24 protein-coding genes and 1 pseudogene are annotated in these 25,218 nt (G+C 52.7%); 15 read left to right on the top strand and 10 right to left on the bottom strand.

All coding sequences use genetic code 11. The features are described 5' to 3' along the window. Positions 1-14: 14 nt before the first annotated feature. From VFO10_RS18465 to merA, 7 genes are all read left to right on the top strand, one after another. Positions 15-902 carry a hypothetical protein gene (locus tag VFO10_RS18465; protein WP_325142881.1) on the top strand — a complete coding sequence of 296 codons (888 nt, stop codon included), beginning with the start codon at positions 15-17 and terminating at the stop codon, positions 900-902. A 65-nt stretch (positions 903-967) separates the two neighbouring features. After that, the gene (locus VFO10_RS18460) at positions 968-1,711 is read left to right on the top strand and encodes a hypothetical protein (protein ID WP_325142879.1); all 744 of its coding nucleotides are present in this window, start codon (positions 968-970) and stop codon (positions 1,709-1,711) included. A gap of 679 nt (positions 1,712-2,390) precedes the next feature. After that, complete coding sequence (locus tag VFO10_RS18455; protein WP_325142877.1) at positions 2,391-3,404, top strand: hypothetical protein; 1,014 nt, start codon at positions 2,391-2,393, stop codon at positions 3,402-3,404. A gap of 456 nt (positions 3,405-3,860) precedes the next feature. Next, positions 3,861-4,274, top strand: coding sequence for a MerR family DNA-binding protein (locus tag VFO10_RS18450; RefSeq protein WP_325142875.1), 414 nt, complete (start codon positions 3,861-3,863; stop codon positions 4,272-4,274). A 53-nt stretch (positions 4,275-4,327) separates the two neighbouring features. Next, positions 4,328-4,678, top strand: coding sequence for a mercuric ion transporter MerT (gene merT, locus VFO10_RS18445; protein ID WP_325142873.1), 351 nt, complete (start codon positions 4,328-4,330; stop codon positions 4,676-4,678). Positions 4,679-4,691: 13 nt separating this feature from the next. After that, complete coding sequence (gene merP, locus VFO10_RS18440; RefSeq protein WP_325142871.1) at positions 4,692-4,964, top strand: mercury resistance system periplasmic binding protein MerP; 273 nt, start codon at positions 4,692-4,694, stop codon at positions 4,962-4,964. Between the two features lie 63 nt (positions 4,965-5,027). Further along, a complete protein-coding gene (merA, locus tag VFO10_RS18435) occupies positions 5,028-6,704 on the top strand; it encodes a mercury(II) reductase (RefSeq protein ID WP_325142869.1) in 1,677 nt (558 codons plus the stop codon). Here merA and VFO10_RS18430 read toward each other — a convergent pair. Beyond that, a complete protein-coding gene (locus VFO10_RS18430; protein WP_325142866.1) occupies positions 6,664-7,308 on the bottom strand; it encodes a recombinase family protein in 645 nt (214 codons plus the stop codon). The genes merA and VFO10_RS18430 overlap by 41 nt on opposite strands. 28 nt (positions 7,309-7,336) lie before the next feature. On the opposite strand from VFO10_RS18430, the pseudogene VFO10_RS18425 reads away from it, so the two are divergent. Beyond that, positions 7,337-8,332, top strand: a pseudogene (locus tag VFO10_RS18425) (toprim domain-containing protein); the annotation flags it as partial. A 51-nt stretch (positions 8,333-8,383) separates the two neighbouring features. Here the strand turns inward: VFO10_RS18425 and VFO10_RS18420 are convergent. The 3 genes from VFO10_RS18420 to intI1 form a co-directional block, all read right to left on the bottom strand. Continuing rightward, complete coding sequence (locus tag VFO10_RS18420) at positions 8,384-8,944, bottom strand: recombinase family protein (RefSeq protein ID WP_011117025.1); 561 nt, start codon at positions 8,942-8,944, stop codon at positions 8,384-8,386. Beyond that, a complete protein-coding gene (locus VFO10_RS18415; protein ID WP_074508387.1) occupies positions 8,944-9,807 on the bottom strand; it encodes a 3'-5' exonuclease in 864 nt (287 codons plus the stop codon). Before VFO10_RS18415 ends, VFO10_RS18420 begins: the two co-directional genes overlap by 1 nt. 307 nt (positions 9,808-10,114) lie before the next feature. Further along, positions 10,115-11,128, bottom strand: a complete 1,014-nt coding sequence (intI1, locus tag VFO10_RS18410) for a class 1 integron integrase IntI1 (protein ID WP_000845039.1) — start codon at positions 11,126-11,128, stop codon at positions 10,115-10,117. A 101-nt stretch (positions 11,129-11,229) separates the two neighbouring features. Here intI1 and sul1 point away from each other — a divergent pair, with 101 nt between their 5' ends. The 7 genes from sul1 to VFO10_RS18380 all read left to right on the top strand — a co-directional run bounded on the left by sul1 (position 11,230) and on the right by VFO10_RS18380 (position 16,694). Then, complete coding sequence (gene sul1 / locus VFO10_RS18405; RefSeq protein WP_000946487.1) at positions 11,230-12,081, top strand: sulfonamide-resistant dihydropteroate synthase Sul1; 852 nt, start codon at positions 11,230-11,232, stop codon at positions 12,079-12,081. A 127-nt stretch (positions 12,082-12,208) separates the two neighbouring features. Continuing rightward, entirely contained in the window at positions 12,209-12,709 is a 501-nt protein-coding gene (locus tag VFO10_RS18400) for a GNAT family N-acetyltransferase (RefSeq protein ID WP_000376623.1), read from the top strand. A gap of 424 nt (positions 12,710-13,133) precedes the next feature. Next, positions 13,134-14,753 carry a Mu transposase C-terminal domain-containing protein gene (locus VFO10_RS18395; protein WP_325142853.1) on the top strand — a complete coding sequence of 540 codons (1,620 nt, stop codon included), beginning with the start codon at positions 13,134-13,136 and terminating at the stop codon, positions 14,751-14,753. Beyond that, entirely contained in the window at positions 14,750-15,640 is an 891-nt protein-coding gene (locus VFO10_RS18390) for a TniB family NTP-binding protein (protein WP_325142850.1), read from the top strand. Before VFO10_RS18395 ends, VFO10_RS18390 begins: the two co-directional genes overlap by 4 nt. Next, on the top strand, positions 15,637-15,987 hold the full coding sequence (locus tag VFO10_RS18385; protein ID WP_325142847.1) for a TniQ family protein: 351 nt from the start codon (positions 15,637-15,639) through the stop codon (positions 15,985-15,987). The genes VFO10_RS18390 and VFO10_RS18385 overlap by 4 nt, the downstream gene beginning before the upstream one ends. Next, positions 15,984-16,316, top strand: coding sequence for a TniQ family protein (locus VFO10_RS31470; protein ID WP_414697039.1), 333 nt, complete (start codon positions 15,984-15,986; stop codon positions 16,314-16,316). Before VFO10_RS18385 ends, VFO10_RS31470 begins: the two co-directional genes overlap by 4 nt. A 15-nt stretch (positions 16,317-16,331) precedes the next feature. Next, complete coding sequence (locus tag VFO10_RS18380) at positions 16,332-16,694, top strand: hypothetical protein (protein WP_325142845.1); 363 nt, start codon at positions 16,332-16,334, stop codon at positions 16,692-16,694. A 35-nt stretch (positions 16,695-16,729) separates the two neighbouring features. Here the strand turns inward: VFO10_RS18380 and VFO10_RS18375 are convergent, their stop codons facing one another. The 6 genes from VFO10_RS18375 to VFO10_RS18350 form a co-directional block, all read right to left on the bottom strand. After that, positions 16,730-17,266, bottom strand: a complete 537-nt coding sequence (locus VFO10_RS18375; RefSeq protein ID WP_325142843.1) for a hypothetical protein — start codon at positions 17,264-17,266, stop codon at positions 16,730-16,732. A 1-nt stretch (position 17,267) separates the two neighbouring features. Next, positions 17,268-17,798, bottom strand: a complete 531-nt coding sequence (locus VFO10_RS18370) for an RNA polymerase sigma factor (protein WP_325142841.1) — start codon at positions 17,796-17,798, stop codon at positions 17,268-17,270. A gap of 384 nt (positions 17,799-18,182) precedes the next feature. Next, positions 18,183-18,788 carry a tyrosine-type recombinase/integrase gene (locus VFO10_RS18365; RefSeq protein ID WP_325142838.1) on the bottom strand — a complete coding sequence of 202 codons (606 nt, stop codon included), beginning with the start codon at positions 18,786-18,788 and terminating at the stop codon, positions 18,183-18,185. A 282-nt stretch (positions 18,789-19,070) separates the two neighbouring features. Beyond that, positions 19,071-19,601: a hypothetical protein gene (locus VFO10_RS18360; RefSeq protein ID WP_325142836.1), complete on the bottom strand. Its 531-nt coding sequence runs from the start codon at positions 19,599-19,601 to the stop codon at positions 19,071-19,073. A gap of 15 nt (positions 19,602-19,616) precedes the next feature. Further along, positions 19,617-21,806 carry a heavy metal translocating P-type ATPase gene (locus tag VFO10_RS18355; RefSeq protein WP_325142899.1) on the bottom strand — a complete coding sequence of 730 codons (2,190 nt, stop codon included), beginning with the start codon at positions 21,804-21,806 and terminating at the stop codon, positions 19,617-19,619. A 115-nt stretch (positions 21,807-21,921) separates the two neighbouring features. Beyond that, positions 21,922-25,194, bottom strand: coding sequence for a CusA/CzcA family heavy metal efflux RND transporter (locus tag VFO10_RS18350; protein ID WP_325142834.1), 3,273 nt, complete (start codon positions 25,192-25,194; stop codon positions 21,922-21,924). Positions 25,195-25,218 lie beyond the last annotated feature (24 nt).

Genomic DNA, 25,218 nt, shown 5'->3' with positions numbered 1-25,218 from the left:
TGAAGGAAGTTTTCATGAAAAGATTCGCTTGGCTTCTGTTTTCAATATTCAACCTGTGTCTTGCATCAAAGTCTTTTGCGATCTCTGAAAATCTTTGGGGATACTGCAAGGAGGGGCTGGCATATCACGATGAAGCTTTTACCAATCCAAAACCTGCCGCTGATCGAATCTGTCGGCTTCCAGACGCCTACGCTCTGGGCGAGACAAATGAAGCAGCCATTCGCTGCGGTCAGCTTCAGCTGGACGAGTGTCAGATCGGTGCCGGAGGCGACCCGAATAGCATCGGCGACCACAACGTCCCAAGGGGCGCATTCTTCCTTCAGCGAAATCCTGACCCATCCGTTACAGGAGGATTTGGTCAAATGCGCTGCGCGTGTGGGTGTTTCACACCGGACGTGGTGCTGGACACAACCACCGGTCCGAAGTCCATCCTTGGCCTTTTTGAAAGTTCATTGACGGAGCCCTTCCGCTTGATCACTCAAGCTGAAATGTTCGTAGCCGAGTACACGGTATCGCCGTGGCTTAAGCAAAGCGATTTCACAGTGGGTCCAGAGGAAAATCCCATTTACCGATTCTCGACGGACAGAGGCGAATCCATCACGGTAACTGAAAAGCATCCGATGGTTCTGAATGCAGATGGTGAATATGAGCTTCGGCTGGCCAAGGAAGTCAAGGCAGGGGACATTTTCATCGCAAAGGACGGAACAGATCGGGTTGTTACGGCAATCGAAACTTACAAAATGCCAAAGGAAAACAACCTCGTCTATAACGTGAATACGAATGGCGAGCGCATGCTTGACCACCTGGTTTCGGCAAACGGTCTCCTGGTTGGTGACCTCTATCTCCAAAACCTTCTGAGCGAGCACGCTCAGCGGGTCGAGAATATTCGGTACACCGAGTAATCAGTTTCAATCCCCACCAGTTGGCGGCGGGGAGAAATCCCCGCTGCAATTTGAGGAGAAAAGTGATGAAAAAAAGTAGCATTGTCGTAACAGCCATCATTGCTGCTCTCATTACTGTCGCTACGATCCATTATCGCCAGCCTGTTCCCACACCTGTCATGACCGCTATCGCCCCGAATCCCCCTGAAAAGGCCCACCACGCAGAGTCGCAAGCTTTGCCAGCCAACGGTCCATTGCCGGAGCATGGCTTGTCTGAAAGCTGGCTGACTTCCTACAAGCCGCTGGATTCAGGCGAGAGAGGTGAAGCTGACCTTGTAGTGGAGCAGATCAGGAAATATTTTATTGCGGGGAAGATGGACGCCGACAAGGCCAATGAGTTCCGCGGATTGGTCTATAAATATCAGGACCGGCTCCTGGCGCATGCAGGGCGGGTAATTGTCTTTGAGAGCGCTGATCTTGCCAGGAGTAAAGACGGGGCCGATACCGTTATTTCACTCGTTGACACCCTGGCCTACTTTGCCAAAAATGCCAGCGACTGGCCTTTGGCTCTTGAAATCATCGAAGACATTGCCACACGTCCTGTGGACTTCTCGCCATCTGCATCTGAACAGACAAAATCACAGTCAAACATCACCATGCAGGTTTTCGAGCAATTCGCACGATTCCGCCCCGACGCGGCAGCTGAATTCATTTCCACGAGTGTCGAGAAAAGCAGGCGCGAACCATACCTGTATTTCTACAAAACCGGCCTCATCCTGGCCGGCAGGACCAGGGAAGAGATCTCCCAGAAGCTGGGTAGACTCATGTAACCAATTCCAGAAGACATTTTCCGAAATTATTGCTATACGCGGCTCCGGTGCGCCGGAAGCCGAACACAAGGGACAAAACATATGTCGAAAAGGCTTTTCGGACTGCTATTTTGTGCAAGCGTTTACATGCAGAGTTCCACTGCGGCAGGGAATCTATTGGTCTATCCACCGGGCATAAATGTCGTCGGTGATGTCAGCTTTGCCGGCTGCGAAACAGTGGACTATATCAAGGCTGCCCCCGAATTTTGCGCCCATCCCAAGAACGGCAGTGGGCAGGCGTTTTGGTTCTCATTCGGCCAGTTCACGAAAGGAGGTTACCTAAACGCTTCGGACTGGGATAGAAAGAGGCTGACCTGCAAATACTGTCGCCCCGGTGCATCCAACGGACCACGGCATGGGCGACAAAAGGATACAAACGTCGTTCCAGTAGGATACTCTTTTTTGGTTACCGGCGCGAATCTTGGTACGGGCGACTCCTGCGACGGTGGAGTATATGAGATATATGACAGCACCTGCCCGGCCATTGACGTTTTTAGTCCCGGATATGACCGAAATGCCTGTCAGGCAGCCTGCACCAGGACATGGCAGGCACAGACCATTCGATTTACGTGCGAATATACGGGGACCTCGAACTTCGATGGCGACCCCGACTGCGATAATTTTTAAGAGAGGGATTTCAATGAAGTTCAAAATTGCCATCGCTTGCGCAATTGCCTTGACCGCGTGTGGCAAAGACAAGAGCGACAATGACAACAAATCGACTAACCCAATCAGTCTGGTCTATCCACAGGTGCTGGATGGCAGTTATGTTTCAGTCGCCGGCTGGGAACTCATTCTGCCTGCCACAGACAGAAAAGCTGAATATCGCTGGAGCAGCGATACATTAGGCAAGACCGTTGTAACTGACCTTATCCCAATATCAGCTGTTTCTGCGAACGGCGGTAATAAAGCCGATTTTTTGGTCCAGTTAATCTCCGATCAATGCCAGAACTATAAGTCTGAACCAGCTTCTGGAGAAATTGGTGGAAAGACCGACAGCGGTGCGAATTGGTTCCTGAGAAACGTTGACAGCACGTTCGAGGGCTTTACTGCCACCGCCAGGTTTGGTGCAAACTGTATCGAGCTGATGATTCATCCAGCAGATAAATCCTTCGCTGCCGTCCCTGAGAATAGTGATCTTTTGCGCTACTTTGAACTCGTCGCCGATGGCATGAAGTTCAATAGATTCTATTTCCTCCGACCAGGCTATCAGCGAATCAGCCCTTTCCTTTTCACGTCGGTCGGGGCAGGCATGACCCTGGTTACGGATGCTGACGGAATCACTTCCGGAAGCTCTGAATCAGTGGTCTTTACGAAAGACGCTCAGCAGAATGTCCTTCAAAGTGAAGCCAGGTCTGGCGACTGCCAAAAAACGATCTTTCAGGATGCGTGGAACGACACGTCGATGAAAGATTCTGAGGTCAAAAAAGGTTTGATTGGCAAGGAAAAGTCGGGCGTTGAGTCCATGGAAGGCGGGTATAGCTGGGCCACAAAGGGCATATTCAAGACTGAGGATGGTGCAAAGTGCCTGATTGTAACATTCAGCCTGAAAAATCCTGTTTCTTCTGAAGCCGTACTCAAGTCTGATACTGATCTTGCGTCGAGACTCGCTATTGAACTTGGACTCACACAGCGGGACGATGCCAACCAATAGATTATGGTTGATCTGGGGGACAGACTCCCCCAGGAGGCTACTTTTAGGAGATTTGGATGTCTGTCGGTTCAGGCCTTGCCTTGTTTAGTGTCCCCGCAGCTCTGGCAGTTATCGGGGGGATGGTAAGGATTGCTTAAAAAACCCACCATTTCCTCTGTGAGCCTTGCAGTTCAGGTGTTCTATGTCCTGTCCCAATCAAGCCATTGAGGTATAACCGGCAGGATTTTGGAAAAATCCGCCGTATCACCTTCAAAAGCACGCCCACTAAGAACTCCTTGATGTGGTCAACATTGGTAACATTCCACGTTGTACAAAGTGACATCTCGCCATGACATCTATCCACAAGCAAATCCCTCTTTAGCGACAATAAAAATCTTTGATAACAATATGTTAAATTTTTCCTCTTGAGTCCGTAGTATAGTACGGACCGTAAAGTCTTTTGCAGGGGGAAGGGATATGATGGAGCCCATGACCATAGGCACTTTGGCGAAGGTATCAGGAGTAGGAGTTGAAACCATCCGGTTTTATGAAAGCAAGGGACTCATCGAGAGGCCATCCTATAAACCGGGAAGCGGCTATAGAAAATATGATCCTGTAAATGTAACGAAACTGACCTTTATCCTTCGTGCCAAGAATCTCGGATTTTCTCTGAAAGAAATTAAGGACCTTCTCAATCTGAGAGCAGGCTCCAAAGCAAAATGTGCTTCGGTCAAATCCAGAGCCGAGGCCAAGGTTGAAGAGGTTTCGAAAAAAATTTCAGATCTCATAGCCATCAGAACGGCACTTGAAAAGCTGGTTTTGACTTGCAGCAGAGAGATTCCGTCGTCCAGCTGCCCGATTATCGAAGCGCTTGAACAGGATAAAGCCTGATACCTGCATGGCTCTTGAAATACCGTTCATGCAAAAATTGAAAGGAGATCACCATGTCCAGGAATCCCAATACCCGTGGCGCGCTTTTTGCCGGAGGGATCGCAGCGCTTCTTGCATCCAGCTGCTGCCTGGGACCTCTCGTGCTGGTAACTTTGGGTTTTAGCGGTGCCTGGATTGGAAACCTGACAGTCCTTGAGCCCTATCGCCCGTTATTCATTGTTGCAGCAATCATAGCCCTGCTGCTTGCATGGAAACGCATCTATAGACCAAGACCGGAGTGCAAGCCCGGAGAGGTCTGTGCAGTCCCTTCGGTGCAAAAAACTTACAAGGTGATCTTTTGGATTGTGGCTGCATTGGTTGCGGTCGCACTCGGATTTCCCTATGTTTTACCGATCTTCTATTGATTCAGGAGTCTCTATGAAAACGTTACTTGCATTCTTGACTCTCGTCATCGCTTCTCCGATCTGGGCTGCCCCACAGACCATAACGTTATCTGTGCCAGGCATGACATGCTCCGCCTGCATAATAACGATCAAGAAGGCCCTTACCAAAGTCGATGGTGTAGGCAAGGCAGAGGTAAGTTTCGAAAAACGTGAAGCCGTCGTCATCTTCGATGATACAAAAACCAACGCAGAAAAGTTAACCAAAGCAACGGAGAACGCCGGCTACCCTTCAACAGTCAAGCCGTAGACCGTTATCGAATATTTCAAAATTTCTTTTACAGAATATTGATCGTTAAAAAGAGGGCTATGTATGGTTACGCTAAAAATTTCTGGAATGACCTGCAATTCCTGCGCAAAACATATCAGGGAAGCTCTTGAAAAGCTGCCAGAAGTGAAGTCAGCGATCGTTTCCTATCCAAAGGGCACGGCAGAAGTGGAAGCAGGAGCCAGTGTCTCAACGGAAATCCTGAGTCAGGCTGTGACCGATCTTGGCTATAAAGTTTCTGCCGTTGACCGCCTGCGCGAGGCCAAAGGAGATGATTTTTCGCAACCAGAAGCGCAGACGAAAAGCCAGGGCATGACTACTCCAGGCAGCCTTCATGTTGCCATCATAGGCAGTGGTGCTGCGGCGATGGCAGCCGCACTGAAAGCTTCGGAGCAGGGTGCAAAGGTCACTCTTATCGAGCGTGGAACGATTGGTGGCACCTGTGTCAACGTTGGTTGCGTGCCATCGAAGATCATGATTCGTGCGGCCCATATCGCTCATCTGCGTCGGGAGAGCCCCTTCGATAGAGGCATTCAGGCTTCATCGCCAATAGTCCTTCGCGACCAGCTTCTGGCACAGCAGCAGGCGCGCGTTGATGAACTCAGGCAAGCAAAATACGAAAGTATTTTGGACGATAATCCATCCATTTCCGTTCTGCATGGTGACGCCCGTTTTCGGGACGGTCAGCATCTCGCCGTTCGTCTGGCAGATGGCAGTGAGCGCGAGCTGGCTTTCGATCGCTGCCTGATCGCCACTGGCGCCAGTGCAGCGGTTCCGCCGATCCCTGGCCTAAGAGGGCTGCCTTACTGGACTTCGACCGAGGCCCTGGTGAGCGACATCATCCCACCCCGGCTTGCCGTCATCGGCTCATCGGTCGTCGCCGTGGAGCTGGCTCAGGCTTTTGCGCGACTGGGGAGCACGGTGACGATCTTGGCGAGAAGCACTCTATTCTTTCGGGAAGATCCGGCAATTGGTGAAGCCATCACGGCCGCCTTTCGTGACGAAGGAATCACAGTCCTGGAGCATACCCAGGCAAGTCTCATTCGCTACTCGGATGGCGAATTCTTTCTTACAACCAGACAGGGAGAGATACACGCCGATAGACTCCTGGTCGCCACTGGGCGGTCTCCCAATACACGCGATCTCAGGTTGGAAGCAGTAGGAGTTAATCTCGACTCGCAGGGGGCCATCATTATTGACAAGACCATGCGCACGAGCAGCTCGCATATCTATGCTGCCGGTGACTGCACGGATCAACCGCAGTTTGTTTACGTCGCAGCTGCAGCGGGCACAAGGGCTGCGATTAACATGGTCGGCGGTGAAACGGCCCTTGATCTGGCAGCAATGCCAGCAGTGATTTTTACGGACCCACAGATTGCCACAGTAGGTTTCAGCGAGGCCGAGGCCCACCATGCCGGCATCGAGACCCAAAGCCGCCTTCTAACGCTAGAGCATGTGCCCCGCGCGCTGGCCAACTTCGATACGCGCGGTTTCATCAAGTTGGTTGCGGAAGCAGGCTCCAGTCGTTTGATCGGAGTTCAGGCTGTGGCAGCCGAAGCTGGTGAATTGATCCAGACAGCAGCACTGGCGATCAGCTGTCGATTGACAGTGGAGGATTTGGCCAATCGCCTTTTTCCCTATCTGACGATGGTTGAGGGCCTGAAACTGGCGGCGCAGACCTTTAATAAGGATCTAAAGCAGCTGTCGTGTTGCGCTGGCTGATTTGTTTTGCATCGATAGTTGTCTTACTAAAATTCAGTTTCGATTCTAATAAACTGCTTCGCCTAAAATACCTGTATAGGGTGCGTTTCCCAACGCCGAATCTCTTCGAAATAGCTTCAACTGTGGCTTTGTTTGATTGATGAAGCTCAAAAGCCATCAAAGCATCTTGTTCGTCAAGAGCCTTGGGACGGCCTCCGTTTCTTCCCCTCGCTCTCGCAGCCTCCAGACCAGCGAGAGTTCTTTCACGGATGAGATTTCGTTCCAGTTCCGAAAAAGCGCCGGTCACATGAAAAAAGAACTGTCCCATTGAGGTTGTTGTATCTATTGTGTCAACGATGCTTCGGAAACCTATCCCTCTTGCCTTCAGGTTTTTCATGAAATCTATCAATTGAGCCAGCGATCGGCCAAGTCTATCGAGCCTCCAGACAACCAGTGTGTCTCCTTCGCGGGCATATTCAAGTGCTTCGGATAAACCCATACGCACACCCTTTGCACCGCTTGCGGTATCGTGAAATATTTTACTGCATCCAGCTTTAGACAAGGCGTCCAGTTGAAGATCAAGATTTTGCTCGATGGTTGAAATTCGAGCGTAGCCAATAAGCATGATGGCATCTTCTCCAAATGATGACATAAGTAAGGGCTATGCCTTGAGTGACGAGGAACGCGCCAAGATGCAGGCCGAGGCTGCAACCAAGTTGGCCGAGCGGGCAGCAGAGCAAGCCAAACAACAGGAAGCCACCGCGCAGCGTGTTACCAATCAAATGAGCGCCTTGGTTCCCATCGAGCAACCTACCCCATATTTGGCAGCGAAGGGCGTTCAGCCAAAGGCCGGAGTGATGACCGACCAGGAGGGCCAGAAAACCTTTATTCCAGCATTCGATACTGATGGCAAGCAATGGACGATGCAATACATTCAGGAAGATGGCACTAAGCGTTTTGCCAAAAACAGCAAGAAGGAGGGGTGCTTTCATCCGGTCGGCGGCATGGATGCTTTGGCAGCGGCACCGGCGTTGGTAATCGCAGAAGGCTATGCGACGGCAGCACAGCTTGCCGAAGCTGTTGGCCATGCCACGGTTGCATCATTTGATAGCGGTAATCTTGAGAATGTAGCTAAGGCGCTGCATGAAAAGTACCCCGACAAGCCCGTTATCGTCGCCGGTGACGATGACCGTCATTTGGTTATGACGCACGGCAACAACCCAGGGCGAGAGAAAGCCGAAGCGGCGGCGCAGGCTGTAGGCGGAAAGGCTATTTTTCCGGTTTTTGCACCGTCCGAAAACACTTATCCGAGTGACTTGCCACCTATCACACCGGATGCCTACAAGGCTCATTTGAGAGCGAGCCAGCGGCTGGAAGATGCAGCGGAAGGCAAGCTGAAACTGGGTGATGATGAGGCTTCCAAGCTGAAAGCTGCACTGTTGAGCAGTGAGCAGGTAGAGGCGTTATCCACGATGAAGCGACATACAGACTTCAATGATTTGGCGCAGAAAAGCGAGCTGGGCCGGGAGGGCGTGAAGCGGCAAGTCGTGGCGGCAGTAAGCAAAGCGCAGCAAGATCAGCAGCGGAAGGTTCAGACGCAGGAGCAGCAGAAAGAACAGAAGCAACGGCGCGGCGTGAGAGTCGGATAACCAGGAGGATCAGCAGTAAATGGCCGGGGCTAGACCCCGGCTTTTTGCTTCTCAGGTTTCCCGATCCGAGGCAGGGAAGTAGCGATAGAGAGTGGCCACAGAAACCCCAATGGAGGTGGCCACGTCCTTTGGCGGTGTTCCGCCTTCCAGCAGTTTCCGAGCGGCATCCATCTTTGCCGGTGTCATTGCCCGGCGGCGGCCGCCGACACGGCCAGCCCGTTTGGCAGCATCCAGACCCGCTTTCGTGCGTTCCAAGATCAGTTCACGTTCCATTACAGCCAGGGCAGCCATGACATGGAAAAAGAAGCGACCGGCGGCAGTCTTGGTATCTATCCCATCCGTCAGCGATCGGAGATCCACTTTCCGGCTTTCGAGATCCGCAGCAAGATCTACCAGCCCCTTCATTGAGCGGCCAAGCCGGTCTAGTTTCCACACCACCAGACAGTCACCCTGCCGGGCGTAGGCCAAGGCTTCGGCTAGGCCGTCACGGTTGGCCTTGGTGCCGCTGGCCTTGTCAGTGAATATCTTGTCGCAGCCAGCCGCCGTCAGGGCGTCAAGCTGGAGCGTTAAATCTTGGTCGGCGGTGGAGACCCGAGCGTATCCGATCAGCATTAACCGGCCTTCTCTTCAAGCAATTTAGACAGCTCCAAATCCAGCGCTGGCTTAACCCTTGCGATACTTTTAACCAGCTCCACAGTGGCGAGCGTATCAGCCGCAGCCGAGTGTGCGGCACCTGTCCAGGGTACACCTGCCGCTGATGTTGCGTCGGCCAGTGATATTGATCCGTAAGGGTTGGTAGAGCCGTAGGCCGAGGCTGCCAAGTGCATAGCACACCTTGTAGTACAAGTTGACCACCACCCGGTTTCCAATCCGAAAGCCCCGGCGGTTTGAGCGATCAAGCGGCTGTCGAAGGAAGCATTAAAGATAATAACGGTGCGGCCAGATAGAAGAGCCTCGATGCGATTGGCCACTTCGGGCCAGCTTGGAGCATTGATAAGTGCATCAGGGCTAATGCCATGTACTTCCTGCGCTGCGGCCTCGATGGCCACGGTGGGCTTGATCCTTGTGTCAAAAAGCACCTTGCCACTGGCGTCAGCTATGGCTATTTCAATAACCTGGGCGTCATAACCGAGGCCGGTGGTTTCAGTGTCCAGTACAAGCGGATCATCATCGAGCCATTGACAGGCTATCGCTGATGCCTTGGCCAGCTTACTGCGCAGTTTGGCCTTAACAGCCAGAATTGCCCGCGCCTGTAGCTGTTTCTTGGAAGGCGCTGCCTGCCGTTCCTGGATTGGAATGCAGTCAGAGATACGATAGATACCGAATTGCTTGCCGAACTCATTTTTGTAGTGTTTTACCGGAACAGCGCCGGGCCGGGGTTTCATCCGAAACTCATCACGAAGCCGCGCTTTGGAATAACACTTGTCCTGGCCAGCAGCATCCGAACGCCGTTGCTCAAGTTCGCAGTGTTCCATAAGCCCCTCTGTTTTCTCAAAATTCATAAATATCAGTTTAATTGAGAATATGGTTTTGAGATAGGTTTATGAGAACGAAAAACCCGCTTAATCGCGGGCTTTTCTTGTCGTTTTCAGAAGACGGCTGCACTGAACGTCAGAAGCCGACTGCACTATAGCAGCGGAGGGGTTGGATCCATCAGGCAACGACGGGCTGCTGCCGGCCATCAGCGGACGCAGGGAGGACTTTCCGCAACCGGCCGTTCGATGCGGCACCGATGGCCTTCGCGCAGGGGTAGTGAATCCGCCAGGATTGACTTGCGCTGCCCTACCTCTCACTAGTGAGGGGCGGCAGCGCATCAAGCGGTGAGCGCACTCCGGCACCGCCAACTTTCAGCACATGCGTGTAAATCATCGTCGTAGAGACGTCGGAATGGCCGAGCAGATCCTGCACGGTTCGAATGTCGTAACCGCTGCGGAGCAAGGCCGTCGCGAACGAGTGGCGGAGGGTGTGCGGTGTGGCGGGCTTCGTGATGCCTGCTTGTTCTACGGCACGTTTGAAGGCGCGCTGAAAGGTCTGGTCATACATGTGATGGCGACGCACGACACCGCTCCGTGGATCGGTCGAATGCGTGTGCTGCGCAAAAACCCAGAACCACGGCCAGGAATGCCCGGCGCGCGGATACTTCCGCTCAAGGGCGTCGGGAAGCGCAACGCCGCTGCGGCCCTCGGCCTGGTCCTTCAGCCACCATGCCCGTGCACGCGACAGCTGCTCGCGCAGGCTGGGTGCCAAGCTCTCGGGTAACATCAAGGCCCGATCCTTGGAGCCCTTGCCCTCCCGCACGATGATCGTGCCGTGATCGAAATCCAGATCCTTGACCCGCAGTTGCAAACCCTCACTGATCCGCATGCCCGTTCCATACAGAAGCTGGGCGAACAAACGATGCTCGCCTTCCAGAAAACCGAGGATGCGAACCACTTCATCCGGGGTCAGCACCACCGGCAAGCGCCGCGACGGCCGAGGTCTTCCGATCTCCTGAAGCCAGGGCAGATCCGTGCACAGCACCTTGCCGTAGAAGAACAGCAAGGCCGCCAATGCCTGACGATGCGTGGAGACCGAAACCTTGCGCTCGTTCGCCAGCCAGGACAGAAATGCCTCGACTTCGCTGCTGCCCAAGGTTGCCGGGTGACGCACACCGTGGAAACGGATGAAGGCACGAACCCAGTGGACATAAGCCTGTTCGGTTGGTAAGCTGTAATGCAAGTAGCGTATGCGCTCACGCAACTGGTCCAGAACCTTGACCGAACGCAGCGGTGGTAACGGCGCAGTGGCGGTTTTCATGGCTTGTTATGACTGTTTTTTTGTACAGTCTATGCCTCGGGCATCCAAGCAGCAAGCGCGTTACGCCGTGGGTCGATGTTTGATGTTATGGAGCAGCAACGATGTTACGCAGCAGGGTGACGGTGTTCGGCATTCTGAATCTCACCGAGGACTCCTTCTTCGATGAGAGCCGGCGGCTAGACCCCGCCGGCGCTGTCACCGCGGCGATCGAAATGCTGCGAGTCGGATCAGACGTCGTGGATGTCGGACCGGCCGCCAGCCATCCGGACGCGAGGCCTGTATCGCCGGCCGATGAGATCAGACGTATTGCGCCGCTCTTAGACGCCCTGTCCGATCAGATGCACCGTGTTTCAATCGACAGCTTCCAACCGGAAACCCAGCGCTATGCGCTCAAGCGCGGCGTGGGCTACCTGAACGATATCCAAGGATTTCCTGACCCTGCGCTCTATCCCGATATTGCTGAGGCGGACTGCAGGCTGGTGGTTATGCACTCAGCGCAGCGGGATGGCATCGCCACCCGCACCGGTCACCTTCGACCCGAAGACGCGCTCGACGAGATTGTGCGGTTCTTCGAGGCGCGGGTTTCCGCCTTGCGACGGAGCGGGGTCGCTGCCGACCGGCTCATCCTCGATCCGGGGATGGGATTTTTCTTGAGCCCCGCACCGGAAACATCGCTGCACGTGCTGTCGAACCTTCAAAAGCTGAAGTCGGCGTTGGGGCTTCCGCTATTGGTCTCGGTGTCGCGGAAATCCTTCTTGGGCGCCACCGTTGGCCTTCCTGTAAAGGATCTGGGTCCAGCGAGCCTTGCGGCGGAACTTCACGCGATCGGCAATGGCGCTGACTACGTCCGCACCCACGCGCCTGGAGATCTGCGAAGCGCAATCACCTTCTCGGAAACCCTCGCGAAATTTCGCAGTCGCGACGCCAGAGACCGAGGGTTAGATCATGCCTAGCATTCACCTTCCGGCCGCCCGCTAGCGGACCCTGGTCAGGTTCCGCGAAGGTGGGCGCAGACATGCTGGGCTCGTCAGGATCAAACTGCACTATGAGGCGGCGGTTCATACCGCGCCAGGGGAGCGAATGGACAGCGAGGAGCCTCCGAACGTTCGGGTCGCCTGCTCGGGTGATATCGACGAGGTTGTGCGGCTGATGCACGACGCTGCGGCGTGGATGTCCGCCAAGGGAACGCCCGCCTGGGACGTCGCGCGGATCGACCGGACATTCGCGGAGACCTTCGTCCTGAGATCCGAGCTCCTAGTCGCGAGTTGCAGCGACGGCATCGTCGGCTGTTGCACCTTGTCGGCCGAGGATCCCGAGTTCTGGCCCGACGCCCTCAAGGGGGAGGCCGCATATCTGCACAAGCTCGCGGTGCGACGGACACATGCGGGCCGGGGTGTCAGCTCCGCGCTGATCGAGGCTTGCCGCCATGCCGCGCGAACGCAGGGGTGCGCCAAGCTGCGGCTCGACTGCCACCCGAACCTGCGTGGCCTATACGAGCGGCTCGGATTCACCCACGTCGACACTTTCAATCCCGGCTGGGATCCAACCTTCATCGCAGAACGCCTAGAACTCGAAATCTAACGTCCGTTCGGGCATCGAGGTCCATGTCGGGGTGGGACGGGCCCGTGGCTTCAAGATCACTTGCAGTCCGACCGCGATGTCTTGGTTGCGCGAGAGGTTGTCGATATCCTCCACTTCCATCATCAACCCTGGATAATGCCGCCGCCGTCATCGCCGCCGACGCCCGTGCCGGGCTTTTCGGGCCTGTCAGGCTTGCTCGGCCTTCAGCCTGCCTGGGCGAGATCTCCGGCGGACGGATTAACGGCGGAGCTTCGCCGCCTTTCGTGTCAGATTTCAAAGTCGACTTCAGTACGGGGTCAATATTTTCAATCACTTAAGACATGGGGATTTTTCAAAGTTGACTTCAATCTTTCAAAGTCGGATTCAGTAGGCAGCTTTTCTTTCAAAGTCGTCTTCAAAAATCCCCCCCTTCGGGGAGTCAGAAATGGATCTGTCAGAGTATCCAAAAGATTTATGGCAGGAGGCTGAGCGTAGGGTATCAGTTATCGCTGAGCTTGCTCGATTGCCCGCATGCTCACAGCAATCTGTCGAAAGCGCAGCAAGTGAGCTGGAATTATCCCCCCGTCAGGTCTATGAACTGATCAAACGATACCGAAGCCATGCCTCAACGTCCTCGCTCGTGCCCGGTAAATCCTCGGGAGGCAGGGGAAAACCACGCACAAAGGTTGACCAGGAACGCCTCGTTAGCGAGGTTGTAATGGAAGTCTATTGCAGCAGGCAGCGGCCATCGGTTGCAGCAGCGTACCGAGAAGTTCTCCGGCGGGCCAAAAGCCAGGGCCTGAAGCCACCGTCTTCCTGCACTTTATGGCGGCGGATCGGAAAGCTTGATCCTGGGGAACTCGCGAAACGGGAACCGCTATCGAAGATGACCAAATCCTCCAGGCAAAGCAGCCTTGAAGCGTCGGAGCCGCTTGATATCGTGCAGATTGATCATACGCCTGTCGATCTTATTATCGTTGACAGCCAGGAGCGAAAACCGATTGGTCGTCCATATCTGACGCTGGCCATCGACGTTTTCAGCCGATGCGTCCCAGGTTTTTATCTAAGCCTTGACCCGCCGTCGGCAACCTCGGTCGCGCTCTGCATCACAAGCATCATTGCCAACAAAACAAGCTGGCTGCTGGAGCATGAGATAGACGCAGAATGGCCGCTCCATGGCAAGCCCGCATGTATCCACGTTGATAACGGCAGTGAATTTCATGGCGAAGCCTTTGAACGGGGCTGCTCTCAGCACGGTATAAAAATTCATTACAGGCCACCCGGCAGACCTCACTATGGCGGGATTGTGGAGCGTGTTCTCGGAACACTTATGAAACTGGTGCACGAAATTCCTGGCACAACTTTCTCCAACATTCGGGAACGTGGATCATATGCTTCTGAAAAACTTGCATGCCTTACCATAAAAGAGCTTGAGAAATGGCTGCTCGTCGCAATCACGAAATTTTATCACAATGCACCCCACAGAGGTCTCGGGCAGAGTCCATTCCAGAAGCTGGACGAAGCATATAAAAGTGGCTTTACAGCAAAAGTCTTCGATGAAGCGAGTGTGAAACTGGATTTCCTGCCCATATACAGGCGAACTCTTCAGCGCGAGGGAATCCTTCTCGACCATATTTTATACTACTCAAACAGCCTTGCATCACTCATTCCGAGACGACTTGATTTTGGCAAGCTCATCATCCGCCGCGATCCCCGGGATCTTGGTCAGGTCTATGTTTCCGACCCGGATGGCAATGGTTATATCAGAGTTCCTTATAGGTCCATTTACCGTCCACCCATCAGTCTTTATGAGCATCGCGCTGCAACCAAAAACATTAGACGTGCGAAGACCGATGTCACAGAAGAGCAGATTTTTTCTGCTATTGAGGAAATGCGAAAAATTGAGGACGAGGGAAAACGCATGACCAGCAAGGAGCGGCGCAGACGGGAGAAGCGGCCTGCTACCAGACAAAATAGAAAGCAGGGACAGGAAAACTCCACGAAGGCTCTGTCACCAGCCCTGTCCCATGTTGAACCATTTCCAGATGTGGAAACATGGCGATGAACCATCTTTTACCTCATGTGTATGATCTCATGGAACTCCCTCAAAATGAGCGGATCAGCGCCATTCATTCCGATTGGTGGATCGGATATGGAACAGCCAACCGGGCTTTGGACAAGCTGCATGCGCTCCTCGCGCATCCAAAGCGTGTTCGTATGCCGAACCTTATGATCATCGGCCCGACCAACAACGGAAAAACCATGATCGTGGAAAAATTCAAGCGCAAGCATCCGCAAATGGTATCAAGCTGTGGCCAACACGATATTGTACCCGTTGTTATCATGCAGATGCCATCCGATCCCAGCCCGGGCCGGTTCTATACCGCCCTCTTGAGAGCCATCAATATGCCCTATCTGAACTATCGGATACCGGCAGCCATCGAGCAGACCGTCTTGAGAATCCTCGGGAGCATCGATACAAGGGTTCTGATCATCGATGAGATTCATAATCTATTAAGCGGTTCCAATTCAAAACAGCAGGAGTTTTTGAACCTTCTGAGGTTTATCGGCAATGAACTCCGGCTTTCCATAGTCGGGGTTGGGATCAAGGATGCGTACCTGGCCATTCGCACCGATAACCAGCTTGAAAACAGGTTTGAACCGCTGGTCCTTCCAACCTGGAGTGACGACGTGGAATTCGCAAGGCTCCTTGCCAGTTTCACAGGGATATTGCCGCTTAAAAAGCCATCAAACCTTCTGGCGGACGATGTAAGGCAGATGATACTTGAAAAAACAGAAGGGACCATTGGCGAGATTTCAACATTCCTGAGACGTGGGGCGGAACTCGCCATCACGAGCGGGCACGAATGCCTCGACTGCGAAATTCTCTCGCGGGTCGAATATCTTGGTCCCCAGGCCCGTCGCCGGGTTTACGAGAGTGTCAGAATATGAGTGAAGGCTGGCCGCTCCATCCAACACCTTACGATCATGAACTATTGAGCCAGTGGATACGTCGCATTGCAAAAGTTTATGGCGTCTCCTATTACGACTTTTGTCAAAGGGTTTTGGGTCTTGATCGAATTGAAAGGCTTCATCTTGACTACCAGCCAAGCGAAAAAACGCTGGACATATTATCAAAAGGCACAAGGCAACCGATCGAGCTGCTGCGAGAGCGGAATGTTACTGCTCAATCACACTTGATTGAGAAAGAGCTGGAAAAAGGTGGGAGCGGAGATCCAGAGCTTATTTGGAAGATTACAAAGAATTTGGCCGGGGAAGGGTGGCCCTTGCCGATATGAGCGAAAACTGGCCTCTCCATCCAGTGCCATGGGATGATGAGCTTTTGAGTGAATGGATACGCCGGATCGCGGAATCTTATGGCATTTCATCCAGGATATTTTACCAGAAAGTTTTATACCTCAGTCGCGATGAAATAACCCAGATCGACCGAAAGCCAGGTGATAAAGCCCTTGAGATTCTTTCAAAAGGTACAAGGCAGCCGATCGAGCGCTTGCGTGAGATGACTCTTCCTGCGCGGACGCGGCGAAGGATGGTGGCATTGGAAGCTGGGGACCCAGAGATGGTGCGCTTTATGCGAAGATTCAAAAGTTTATTGCCGAGGAGTTGAAAGGATTTTAAAACCATGAGCGATAGATGGCCACTTCATCCAACACCCGGGCCTTATGATCTGCTACGTCAGTGGATACGGCGAATCGCAAACTCTTATGACATTTCCTATGAAATTTTTTGCCTTCGGGTTTTAAACCTTGAACGTGCTGAGGCCGACCAGCTTAGCTTCAATCCCCCTGACGAAACTCTGAAAATCCTGGCGAAAGGCACTGGTCAATCGATTGCGCATCTCAGGGAGATGACAGTTGCAATGCGCATGCTTCGCGCTACGGAGGAACTGGATAAGGCCCTGGCGGAAGATCCGGGCCTCGTGGACAGGCTTTTTCCTCCTAAAAAGAAGCCGTCCGATCCAGAAAATGCAGACGGTCGTTTATAAGCACCTCTCGTCCATTCTGACTTCATGGATACGGATCAGGCCGGATTAGGCCGCCACCTTGCTTGTTTAAGCACGGTGCCAGCAAACATTTCCAAAAGATAGGGAGTGAGGACCGCCGCAAGCATCCAATAGCCGTGCCATGACCAGTCGTGGCCGGCACCAAAAACTGTGAGAATAGCGCATGCAATGGCCGGGACAAGGATCGGTATCCATGTCATACGAAAAAGCAGGAAACGGTGCTGAAAGCGGGTCAGGAGAACAAGAGATGCCACAAACGGGGAGACCCCAAAGATCGAGCCGCATATGAGTGCGCACCACGGATCAGGCATGCTCTGAATCAGACCTGCTGTCTTCCACGCTAAGGGCGACAGACCGATCGAGCATTGAGCGCAAACAACCAGAGTTAAAAAATACCCAGCAATGCTTCCAACAAGGTAGACCATCCCGATCCTTGCTTTGGAGATAACCAGGTCTTTGACGATGGAAAGCGGCACCTGCGAACCGTTCTGGTCCGGCGCTACTGCATTCATGAAGGTCATCAATTCCTGATCTTTCATCTTTTCCGTTTCCATATCAATCGCTCCCAGACAAAATACCCTGTATTTTACGTCTCGCCCTTTCAAAAACCTTCCGAAGGGAGACCTCGGTTTTGCCGGTTTCAACCGAGATTTCAGCGAAAGACAGTTCATTGAACACTCGCATTTCAAAAACCTTTCTTTGTTCCTCTGAAAGGCTTGCCAGTGTTCCGGTCGAATCAATTAGGGAGTCTGTTCCGGTAACGACCCCAGGTGTCCCTCGCTCCCCGATCATTTGCGACCTGAGATTGCCGAGCTGCTTTACTTGGCGCAACGCATCTATCACACAGTTATGAACAATAGTAAAAAACCAAGGCAGCGCAGGGCGTCCTTTCTCGTAGGTATGAATCGACCTGTGCAGGCGCAGAAAAGCATCCTGCCTCACTTCCAGTGCAATTTCCTGTCTCAATCCCTTGCTCATCGCATAGCCCACCACGCGCCCAGCGTGACGCTCAAAGAACACCTTGAAAGCGTCCGCATCACCAGCGAAGTAGAGGTCTAACAATGTCTCGTCGCTTCGATTGTCCACATGCCCCCTTGCTCCTGATCCTGATACTTCAACAGAGTATACGACCCGATGTTCAATTTCGTGACCTCACCCTGTCACATCTGGTCTGGGTATGGCGTAGACGATAGCAAATGCCGCCTCCCGGAAGACGATCCGTCTTCTATAGCGGCCACAAAAATTAAGGATATTAGTATGTTAATGAAAACTCTTCAGCTTCTAACCTTGACCTTTAGTCTTGGTCCAGTCGCCACCGTTGCATCGGCCGCTCAGAGTTGCCCCTGTTCAGCATGCGCCTGCGAACACTGTCAGTGCGATCACTGTGACAATTGCGACTGCCCTGATTGCCCGTAAGGTTTGAAAGTGGGGCTATGGTTGGAAGCCCAGGCCACACAACCTTTCGTTCCCTCAAAGGGCGTTCCAGTGAACGTCCCTGATCTCATCCTGCTCGATACCAAGATAGGAAAGAGTCTGGCGCTCTGAGCTGTGATTGTAAATCCACATAAGTTCCGCAGTCCCAAGGCCAAACGTCACCCGCTGCTGATATCCGAAGGTCTTTCTCAGCGTATGGCTGCCATAGTTTTCCGCGAGGTTGATCGCGCGGCACCAGCTTTTGACCATGGCCGTTAGAGTGGGCACAAGGAGCCTTCCTTTGCTCTTGCGCGAAGGAAAAAGCCAGTCGTTCTCCTCCCAATCCCTGACGCTTTGAATCCAGTCCTGGATCGCCCGATGGCTCACCTTGTTGAGCATCACGCGGCGATACTGTCCGGTCTTTTTTTCCTTCACTTCGAAGCTTTCGCCGGGCCTGAGCCCTTTCACCTGATCGATGCGAATGCGAAGAAGATCCGATGCCCGCAGAGCCGAATTGATGCCAAGCGTAAAAATGGCGAGGTTTCGGGGATCACCTGCCAAAAAGCGCTTGATGGCACGAATATCTTCAAGACGTCTGATTGGCTGAACCTTTATGGCCTGTCCTTTTTTGGGGCGGTTGGGATTGCTGCGTACTCTGGACATATGTCATTATTTCCAATCTTAGATTTATTCGTTTTATGAACCGATAGATCTTAAGATTGGCCTTTCAAGCCGCGCCACTGAATTTTCTGAACGCCGCTCGCGGCAAGGTGATCTTAACTTCTCTATCAAATTTAGGATTTAAAATTTTGCTGACTGCGCCAGATAGGAAATGTCACATTTGATGTGTATAATTTTATGTGCATCTTAGGGCTATAAGCCAGCTGGTCATATCCGTTCGACCAAACGAACTGCGCCCCTCTAGACCGCTGTCAACAATGGGGTTCAAACCTGTGGCTTGGTGAATATTAATCTCATGAACCGAAAAAAGTTCATCCAGCTCAATCGAACCAGATAAACCCAGCAGGGATCTTTTTCCAGCAGCGGCTGACTTTTGAAAGAGATTCTTTCAAACCTCAAAACGTCACAAATATCGTGGACTTTCGAATTGCTGGAAGAAAAAACGATATATTCCAACTTCCTTTTCTTCCCGATGAGAGACGACAAAACGATTGCCGCCGTATAATGAATCAGCAAACGAGACCTTTCAGTCCTGGAGATCCAGAACGAACCTATCCCGGCAACTTTTTCATTCTCTTTTAGTCCCAAAAAAGTATTGGTGTATGGAGAAGGCTCAAATGCAAACCCCGCCAACATCTTTCCCTTAATATAAATGCCATGAACCTCCTGTTGACTCAATTGGCTCATGGTAATTCGCTTTTTCGTCTCCTGGCCTGCTCGACTGACAAATTCAACCAAGTCAGGCTGTTCTTTCAGGACTCTCGTAGCAAATTTTGGTTGCTCCATGCCATCCATTCCCAACTTCAGAGTTTATCGATTCAATCTCAATCCATTCAGGACAACCAAAAGGCTTGCCCCGGTATCTGCGAAAACCGCCATCCACATGGTACTCAACCCCATAAGTGTCAGCACGAAAAAAACCGCCTTGATGCCGATCGCCACAGTTATATTCTGTTTCAGAACTTTATTCGTCTTTCGTGATAGCTGAATGAAAACCGGAACCTTCCGCAGATCATCGTCCATAATTGCCACATCAGATGTCTCGATAGCGACATCCGTACCTGCAACCCCCATCGAAAAGCCAATGTCAGCACTGGCAAGCGCTGGCGCATCGTTGATGCCATCGCCGACCATTCCGATGAGTAGCTTCTTCTGGCTGTACTTCTGAATGGCCTTCATCTTGTCCGCCGGCAGGAGATGACCCACTGCCTCATCAATCCCCACCTCTTTGGCGATCTTCTCTGCAGTCAACTGGTTGTCACCGGACAGCATGAGAGTCTTCAAACCCAGTTTGTGCAGGCTTGCAATAGCCTCGCTGCTGGATGGTCTCACTGCATCCCGCACACCCATGACTGCCAAAGCCCGCTCAGAGGTAGCGAGTATGGTGACCGTTTTGCCTTCCCGTTCGTAGGCTTCAAGCAGTTTTTCAACAGTGGGCGAGCAGACTTTTATCTCCTCGATAAACCGATGATTAGCCAGAAAATATTGCCGGCTGCCAATCATTCCCTTTGTGCCACGCCCGCTCATCGCCGCGAAGTCATCGACATTGAGCAAGGGGACGCCATCCTCCTGAGCTTTCAAGGCAATCGCCTGAGAGACGGGATGATCGGAACGCGATGCGAGACTGGCGGCTATCGATCGCGCTTCCTTTTCATCGCCGCCATCCAGAAGCGAAAAGTCGGTCTGGTGGGGTTTGCCGTAGGTGAGTGTTCCCGTCTTGTCCAGGGCAATAATCTTGAGCTTTGACCCCCTTTCTAAATAGGCCCCGCCTTTGATCAAAACTCCGTGTTTGGCCGCTCCACTCAGTCCGCTGACAATCGTCACGGGTGTCGAGATCACAAGAGCGCAAGGGCAGGCGATAACCAGGAGCACCAGCGCTTTATAGAGCCAATCGAACCAGGCACCGCCACCAAAAAGCGGCGGCAGGATCGCAACAGCAAGAGCAATAAAAAACACCGCCGGTGTGTAATATTTGGAGAACCGATCGATGAACCTTTGTGTGGGTGCTCGTGCTCCCTGTGCGTTGTCAACAGTCTCAACTATCTTGGCCAGAGTGGAATCCGTCGCTGCGGACGTTGTCTTGTATTCGATTTCAGCGGCCTCATTGATCGTTCCCGCAAAGACCTTGTCCCCGATGGTTTTCTCAACAGGCACGCTCTCCCCTGTTATGGGTGCCTGGTTGATGGATGAGCTTCCTTTGGCTATCACCCCATCCAGGCTGATCCTTTCCCCAGGACGTACACGCGCCAAAGTCCCAATTTTAACTTCCCTGGTGGCACGCGCTTCCCAGGCACCAGCCGAACTCATGACAGTCGTGGTATCCGGGGCCAGTTCCAACAATTTCCGAAAGGCATTTCTAGCCCTGTCGAAAGCCTTCGCTTCAATCAATTCTGCAACGGCAAAAAGAAACATCACCATGGCCGCTTCCGGCCACTGCCTTAACGCCAAAGCCCCAGTGACAGCGATCGACATCAGAGCATTGATATTCAGCTGCGCACGCGAAAGGGCAATAAACCCTTTTTTATAGACATCGATACCAGACAGCAAAACGGCAACAGCAGCGAGAGTAAACACGATCCATTCAGAAAGATTTGGGAAACTCAGCTCCAGGACCTCAGCGCCAATGGCACAAGCGCCAGCCAAAGCCAGCCTCAGATAGCTTGTGGAAAAACCCTCATGATTGTGAGAATCTTCTGCCTCAGTCTGGCTTTCCTGGACTGTGGCGGGTAATCCAATCGCTTTCAACATTTCCCGGATCTTTTCGCTGGAGATAATCTGATCATCGAAATTGACGGTCAGCAACCGATTGCTGATATCAAATTTCATATTCCAGATACCAGCCTCGCCTTCCAATTTTCCCTGGATCGTGGACACTTCACTTGCGCAGTCCATCTGAGGGATGCGAAAAGACGAGCGCGCGGACCTGGTATCCTCATGAGCTTTGGACTCAGGAACCTTTTGGGTCTGCTTTCCATCGGCAGGCGTACAGCATGAATCCATATGATTGTCTGTCATTCCAAAGTATCCTTATCAAAATGGCCTTCAAGATCGCAATCAATCTTGAAGGCACAGATACCAATCCTGAGAACCCTAAAGGGTTCGCATGCAATACTGATCAAATGTCGGCTTCCTCAACCTTCCGCCTTTCAAAAAGCTTATAAAGAGCCGGCAGCACGAGCAGAGTTAAAAGGGTGCTGGTAAAAAGTCCACCAACGACCACCGTTGCCAAAGGCTTTTGCACCTCGGCACCTGTCCCTGTGGCGAGTGCCATGGGCAAAAACCCGAGGGAAGCGACCAGGGCTGTCATTAGCACAGGCCGCAGGCGCGTGAGAGATCCTTTCAGGATCGCATCTTCGAGAGACAATCCCTCTTCGCGCAGCTGGTTTATAAAGCTGACCATGACGAGGCCGTTAAGCACGGCGACACCTGAAAGAGCGATAAAACCAACGGCGGCTGTAATGGAGAAGGGCATCCCACGCAGCCAGAGTGCGATCACACCACCAGATAAAGCCAATGGCACCCCAGAGAAGATGATCAAGGCATATTTTGCGGAACCATAGGCACTGAACAGAATAATGAAGATCAAAAGGAAACAGGCCGGCACCACAATGGCAAGCCTCTGCCGAGCTGCCACCAGATTCTCGAACTGCCCGCCCCATTCCAGCCATTGTCCTGAGCGGAGTTTGACTTCCTTGTCAATTTTCTCCTGAGCTTCCGCAACAAAGGATCCGATGTCGCGATCGCGAACATTGGCCTGCACCACAATGCGGCGCTTGCCATTCTCCCGACTGATCTGATTTGGTCCTTCACTGGTCTTGAGGTTGGCCAGCTCACCGAGGGGAATGAATGATGGTCGATCATCATCATCGACTTCGTGCCTGTGGCCCATGCCAGGGCTCGATGCGGACGATCGTTCGTCATCTTTATCCTGCGGCAAAGGCACAGGTATGGATTTCAGTTCATCGATGTTGTCCCGGATGGACTCAGGCAGACGAACCATGAGATCAAACCGGCGATCGCCCTCGAAAACCATACCTGCTTCCCTGCCTCCGATCGCAATGTTCACCACATCCTGGACATCTTTCATGGAAAGGCCATTTCGAGCGATGAGATTCCGGTCAATCTCGACGTTCATGACGGGAAGTCCTTTGGTCTGCTCGACTTTCACGTCAGCGGCACCGGGAATTGACTGGATGATTCGACCGATCGCCGCCGCTGTGGCCTCGATATCGGCGAATTCCTCGCCGTATACCTTCACGGCGACATCACCGCGCACACCCGCAATGAGTTCATTGAAACGCATTTGAATCGGCTGCGTGAATTCGTAGTTGTTACCCGGTAGATTGCCAAGCGCCTTTTCAAGGCGAGCCCGCAGTTCCTCTTTCGTTTCGCCCTTGTTCGGCCAGTCGTCTTGCGGCTTCAGAATGATGAAGGTATCCGACGCATTGGGCGGCATGGGGTCGGAAGCCATCTCTGCGGTGCCTGTCTTGGAAAAGACGAACGCGACTTCAGGGAACGATGCAATGGTTTTTTCAACCACCCCTTGCATCTTCGTGGATTGCGTGATCCCGGTGCTTGGTATTCTCAAGGCTTGAATAGCGAGGTCCTTTTCATCCAGGGTTGGAATAAATTCCTGACCCAGCCGCCCGAACAAGAGGATCGACAAGAGGAAAATCCCAACGGCAACCGCAACGACAGGCTTGCTGCGATTGATAGCGAAGTGGATCGCGGGTTCATACCTGTTCTTGGCCCAGGCGAAGAGGCGGTTTTCTTTCTCGCTGATTTTTCCCTTGATGAACATGGCCACAAGCGCTGGCACAAGAGTTATCGACAGAATGAAGGCAGCTGCCAAAGCGATGATAACGGTCATCGCCATCGGATGGAACATCTTGCCTTCAATGCCTGTCAGGCTGATGATGGGAAGATAGACCGTGATGATGATGGCTTGACCGAAAGCGGAGGGCTTGATCACCTCTTTGCTGGCGACAAAGACTTCATGGAGACGTTCATTGAGATTCAATTCGCGTTTGAGTTGATGCTGCTTTTCAGCAAGATGCCGCAAGCAGTTTTCCACAATAATGACGGCACCATCAACGATCAAACCAAAGTCAATGGCCCCAAGACTCATGAGGTTACCACTGATTTTCCACCTCACCATTCCCATGGATGTCATCAGCATAGAAAGTGGAATGGCTGATGCCGTGATCAGCGCCGCCTTGATGTTGCCCAGCAGAAGAAAGAGCACGACGATCACGAGGATCGCACCCTCAGCCAGGTTCTTCTCGACCGTCTTGATGGTAGCATCGACAAGTTTCGTTCGATTGAGAACTGGCGTGATGATAACATCGGTCGGCAGGCTCTTTCGAATGGTCTGAATTTTCTCATCGACCGCTTTCGCGACGGCTCTGCTGTTTTCACCAATGAGCATTAGGGCCGTTCCGACGACAGCTTCCTGGCCGCTTTTACTGGCGCTTCCCGTGCGAAGCTCCTGACCCAGACGAACGTCGGCAATATCGCCGATACGGATGGGCGTTCCCTTCTGACTTCCGACCACGATGCTGGCTATTTGATCCAGCGACCCAATACGGCCGTCAGCCCGCACAAGATAAGACTCCCCGTTTCGTTCAATGTATCCCGCTCCCGTACTGACATTATTCTTTTCCAAAGCTTCGATCACGTCGGTGAAGCTGAGACCAAAGGCGATCAACTTATTTGGATCAGGATGGACATGATATTGCTTTACAAAGCCGCCGATGGTATCGACGCCGGCCACTCCTTCCAGACTTTTGAGTTGAGGCCGGATGATCCAATCCTGAACTGTCCGCAGGTAGGCCGCCTGCTCGAACTTATCCGTGAGACGCTGGCCCTCGGGAGTGACATAGACGCTTCCCTCCTGCCAACCCGGTTGATCACGGGTTCCGAGAGGGGCATCCTTTCCTCCAGGATGTCCGAATTCAAGCGTCCACATGAAGACTTCACCAAGGCCGGTTGAAATTGGTCCCATCTTGGGATCGGTTCCGGGCGGAAGATTCTCCCTGGCTTCAAGGAGACGCTCCGCGACCTGTTGCCGGGCAAAATAAATATCGACGTCGTCTTTAAAAACCGCCGTCACCTGGGAAAATCCATTCCGGGACAGGGAGCGCGTGTAGGTGAGGCCCGGTATCCCCGCAAGAGTCGTTTCAATCGGAAACGTTACCTGCTTTTCCATTTCAATGGGCGAAAGCGCTGACGAGACGGTGTTGATCTGGACCTGAACGTTCGTGATATCCGGAACTGCATCAATCGGGAGCCTTGTGAGCGAAAACAACCCGGCAATCGCCACAACCACTGACATCAGCATGATGAGGAATCGATGCTGTATGGAAAATTTCAATATTCTGTCTAGCATGAAATGTCCTTAATTCTTGAAAGA

Origin of the sequence: Oligoflexus sp., assembly GCF_035712445.1 — a bacterium.
GTDB lineage: Bacteria > Bdellovibrionota_B > Oligoflexia > Oligoflexales > Oligoflexaceae > Oligoflexus.
Note: the sequence above shows the minus strand (reverse complement) of the source record. Positions and strands in the feature narration are given on the sequence as shown.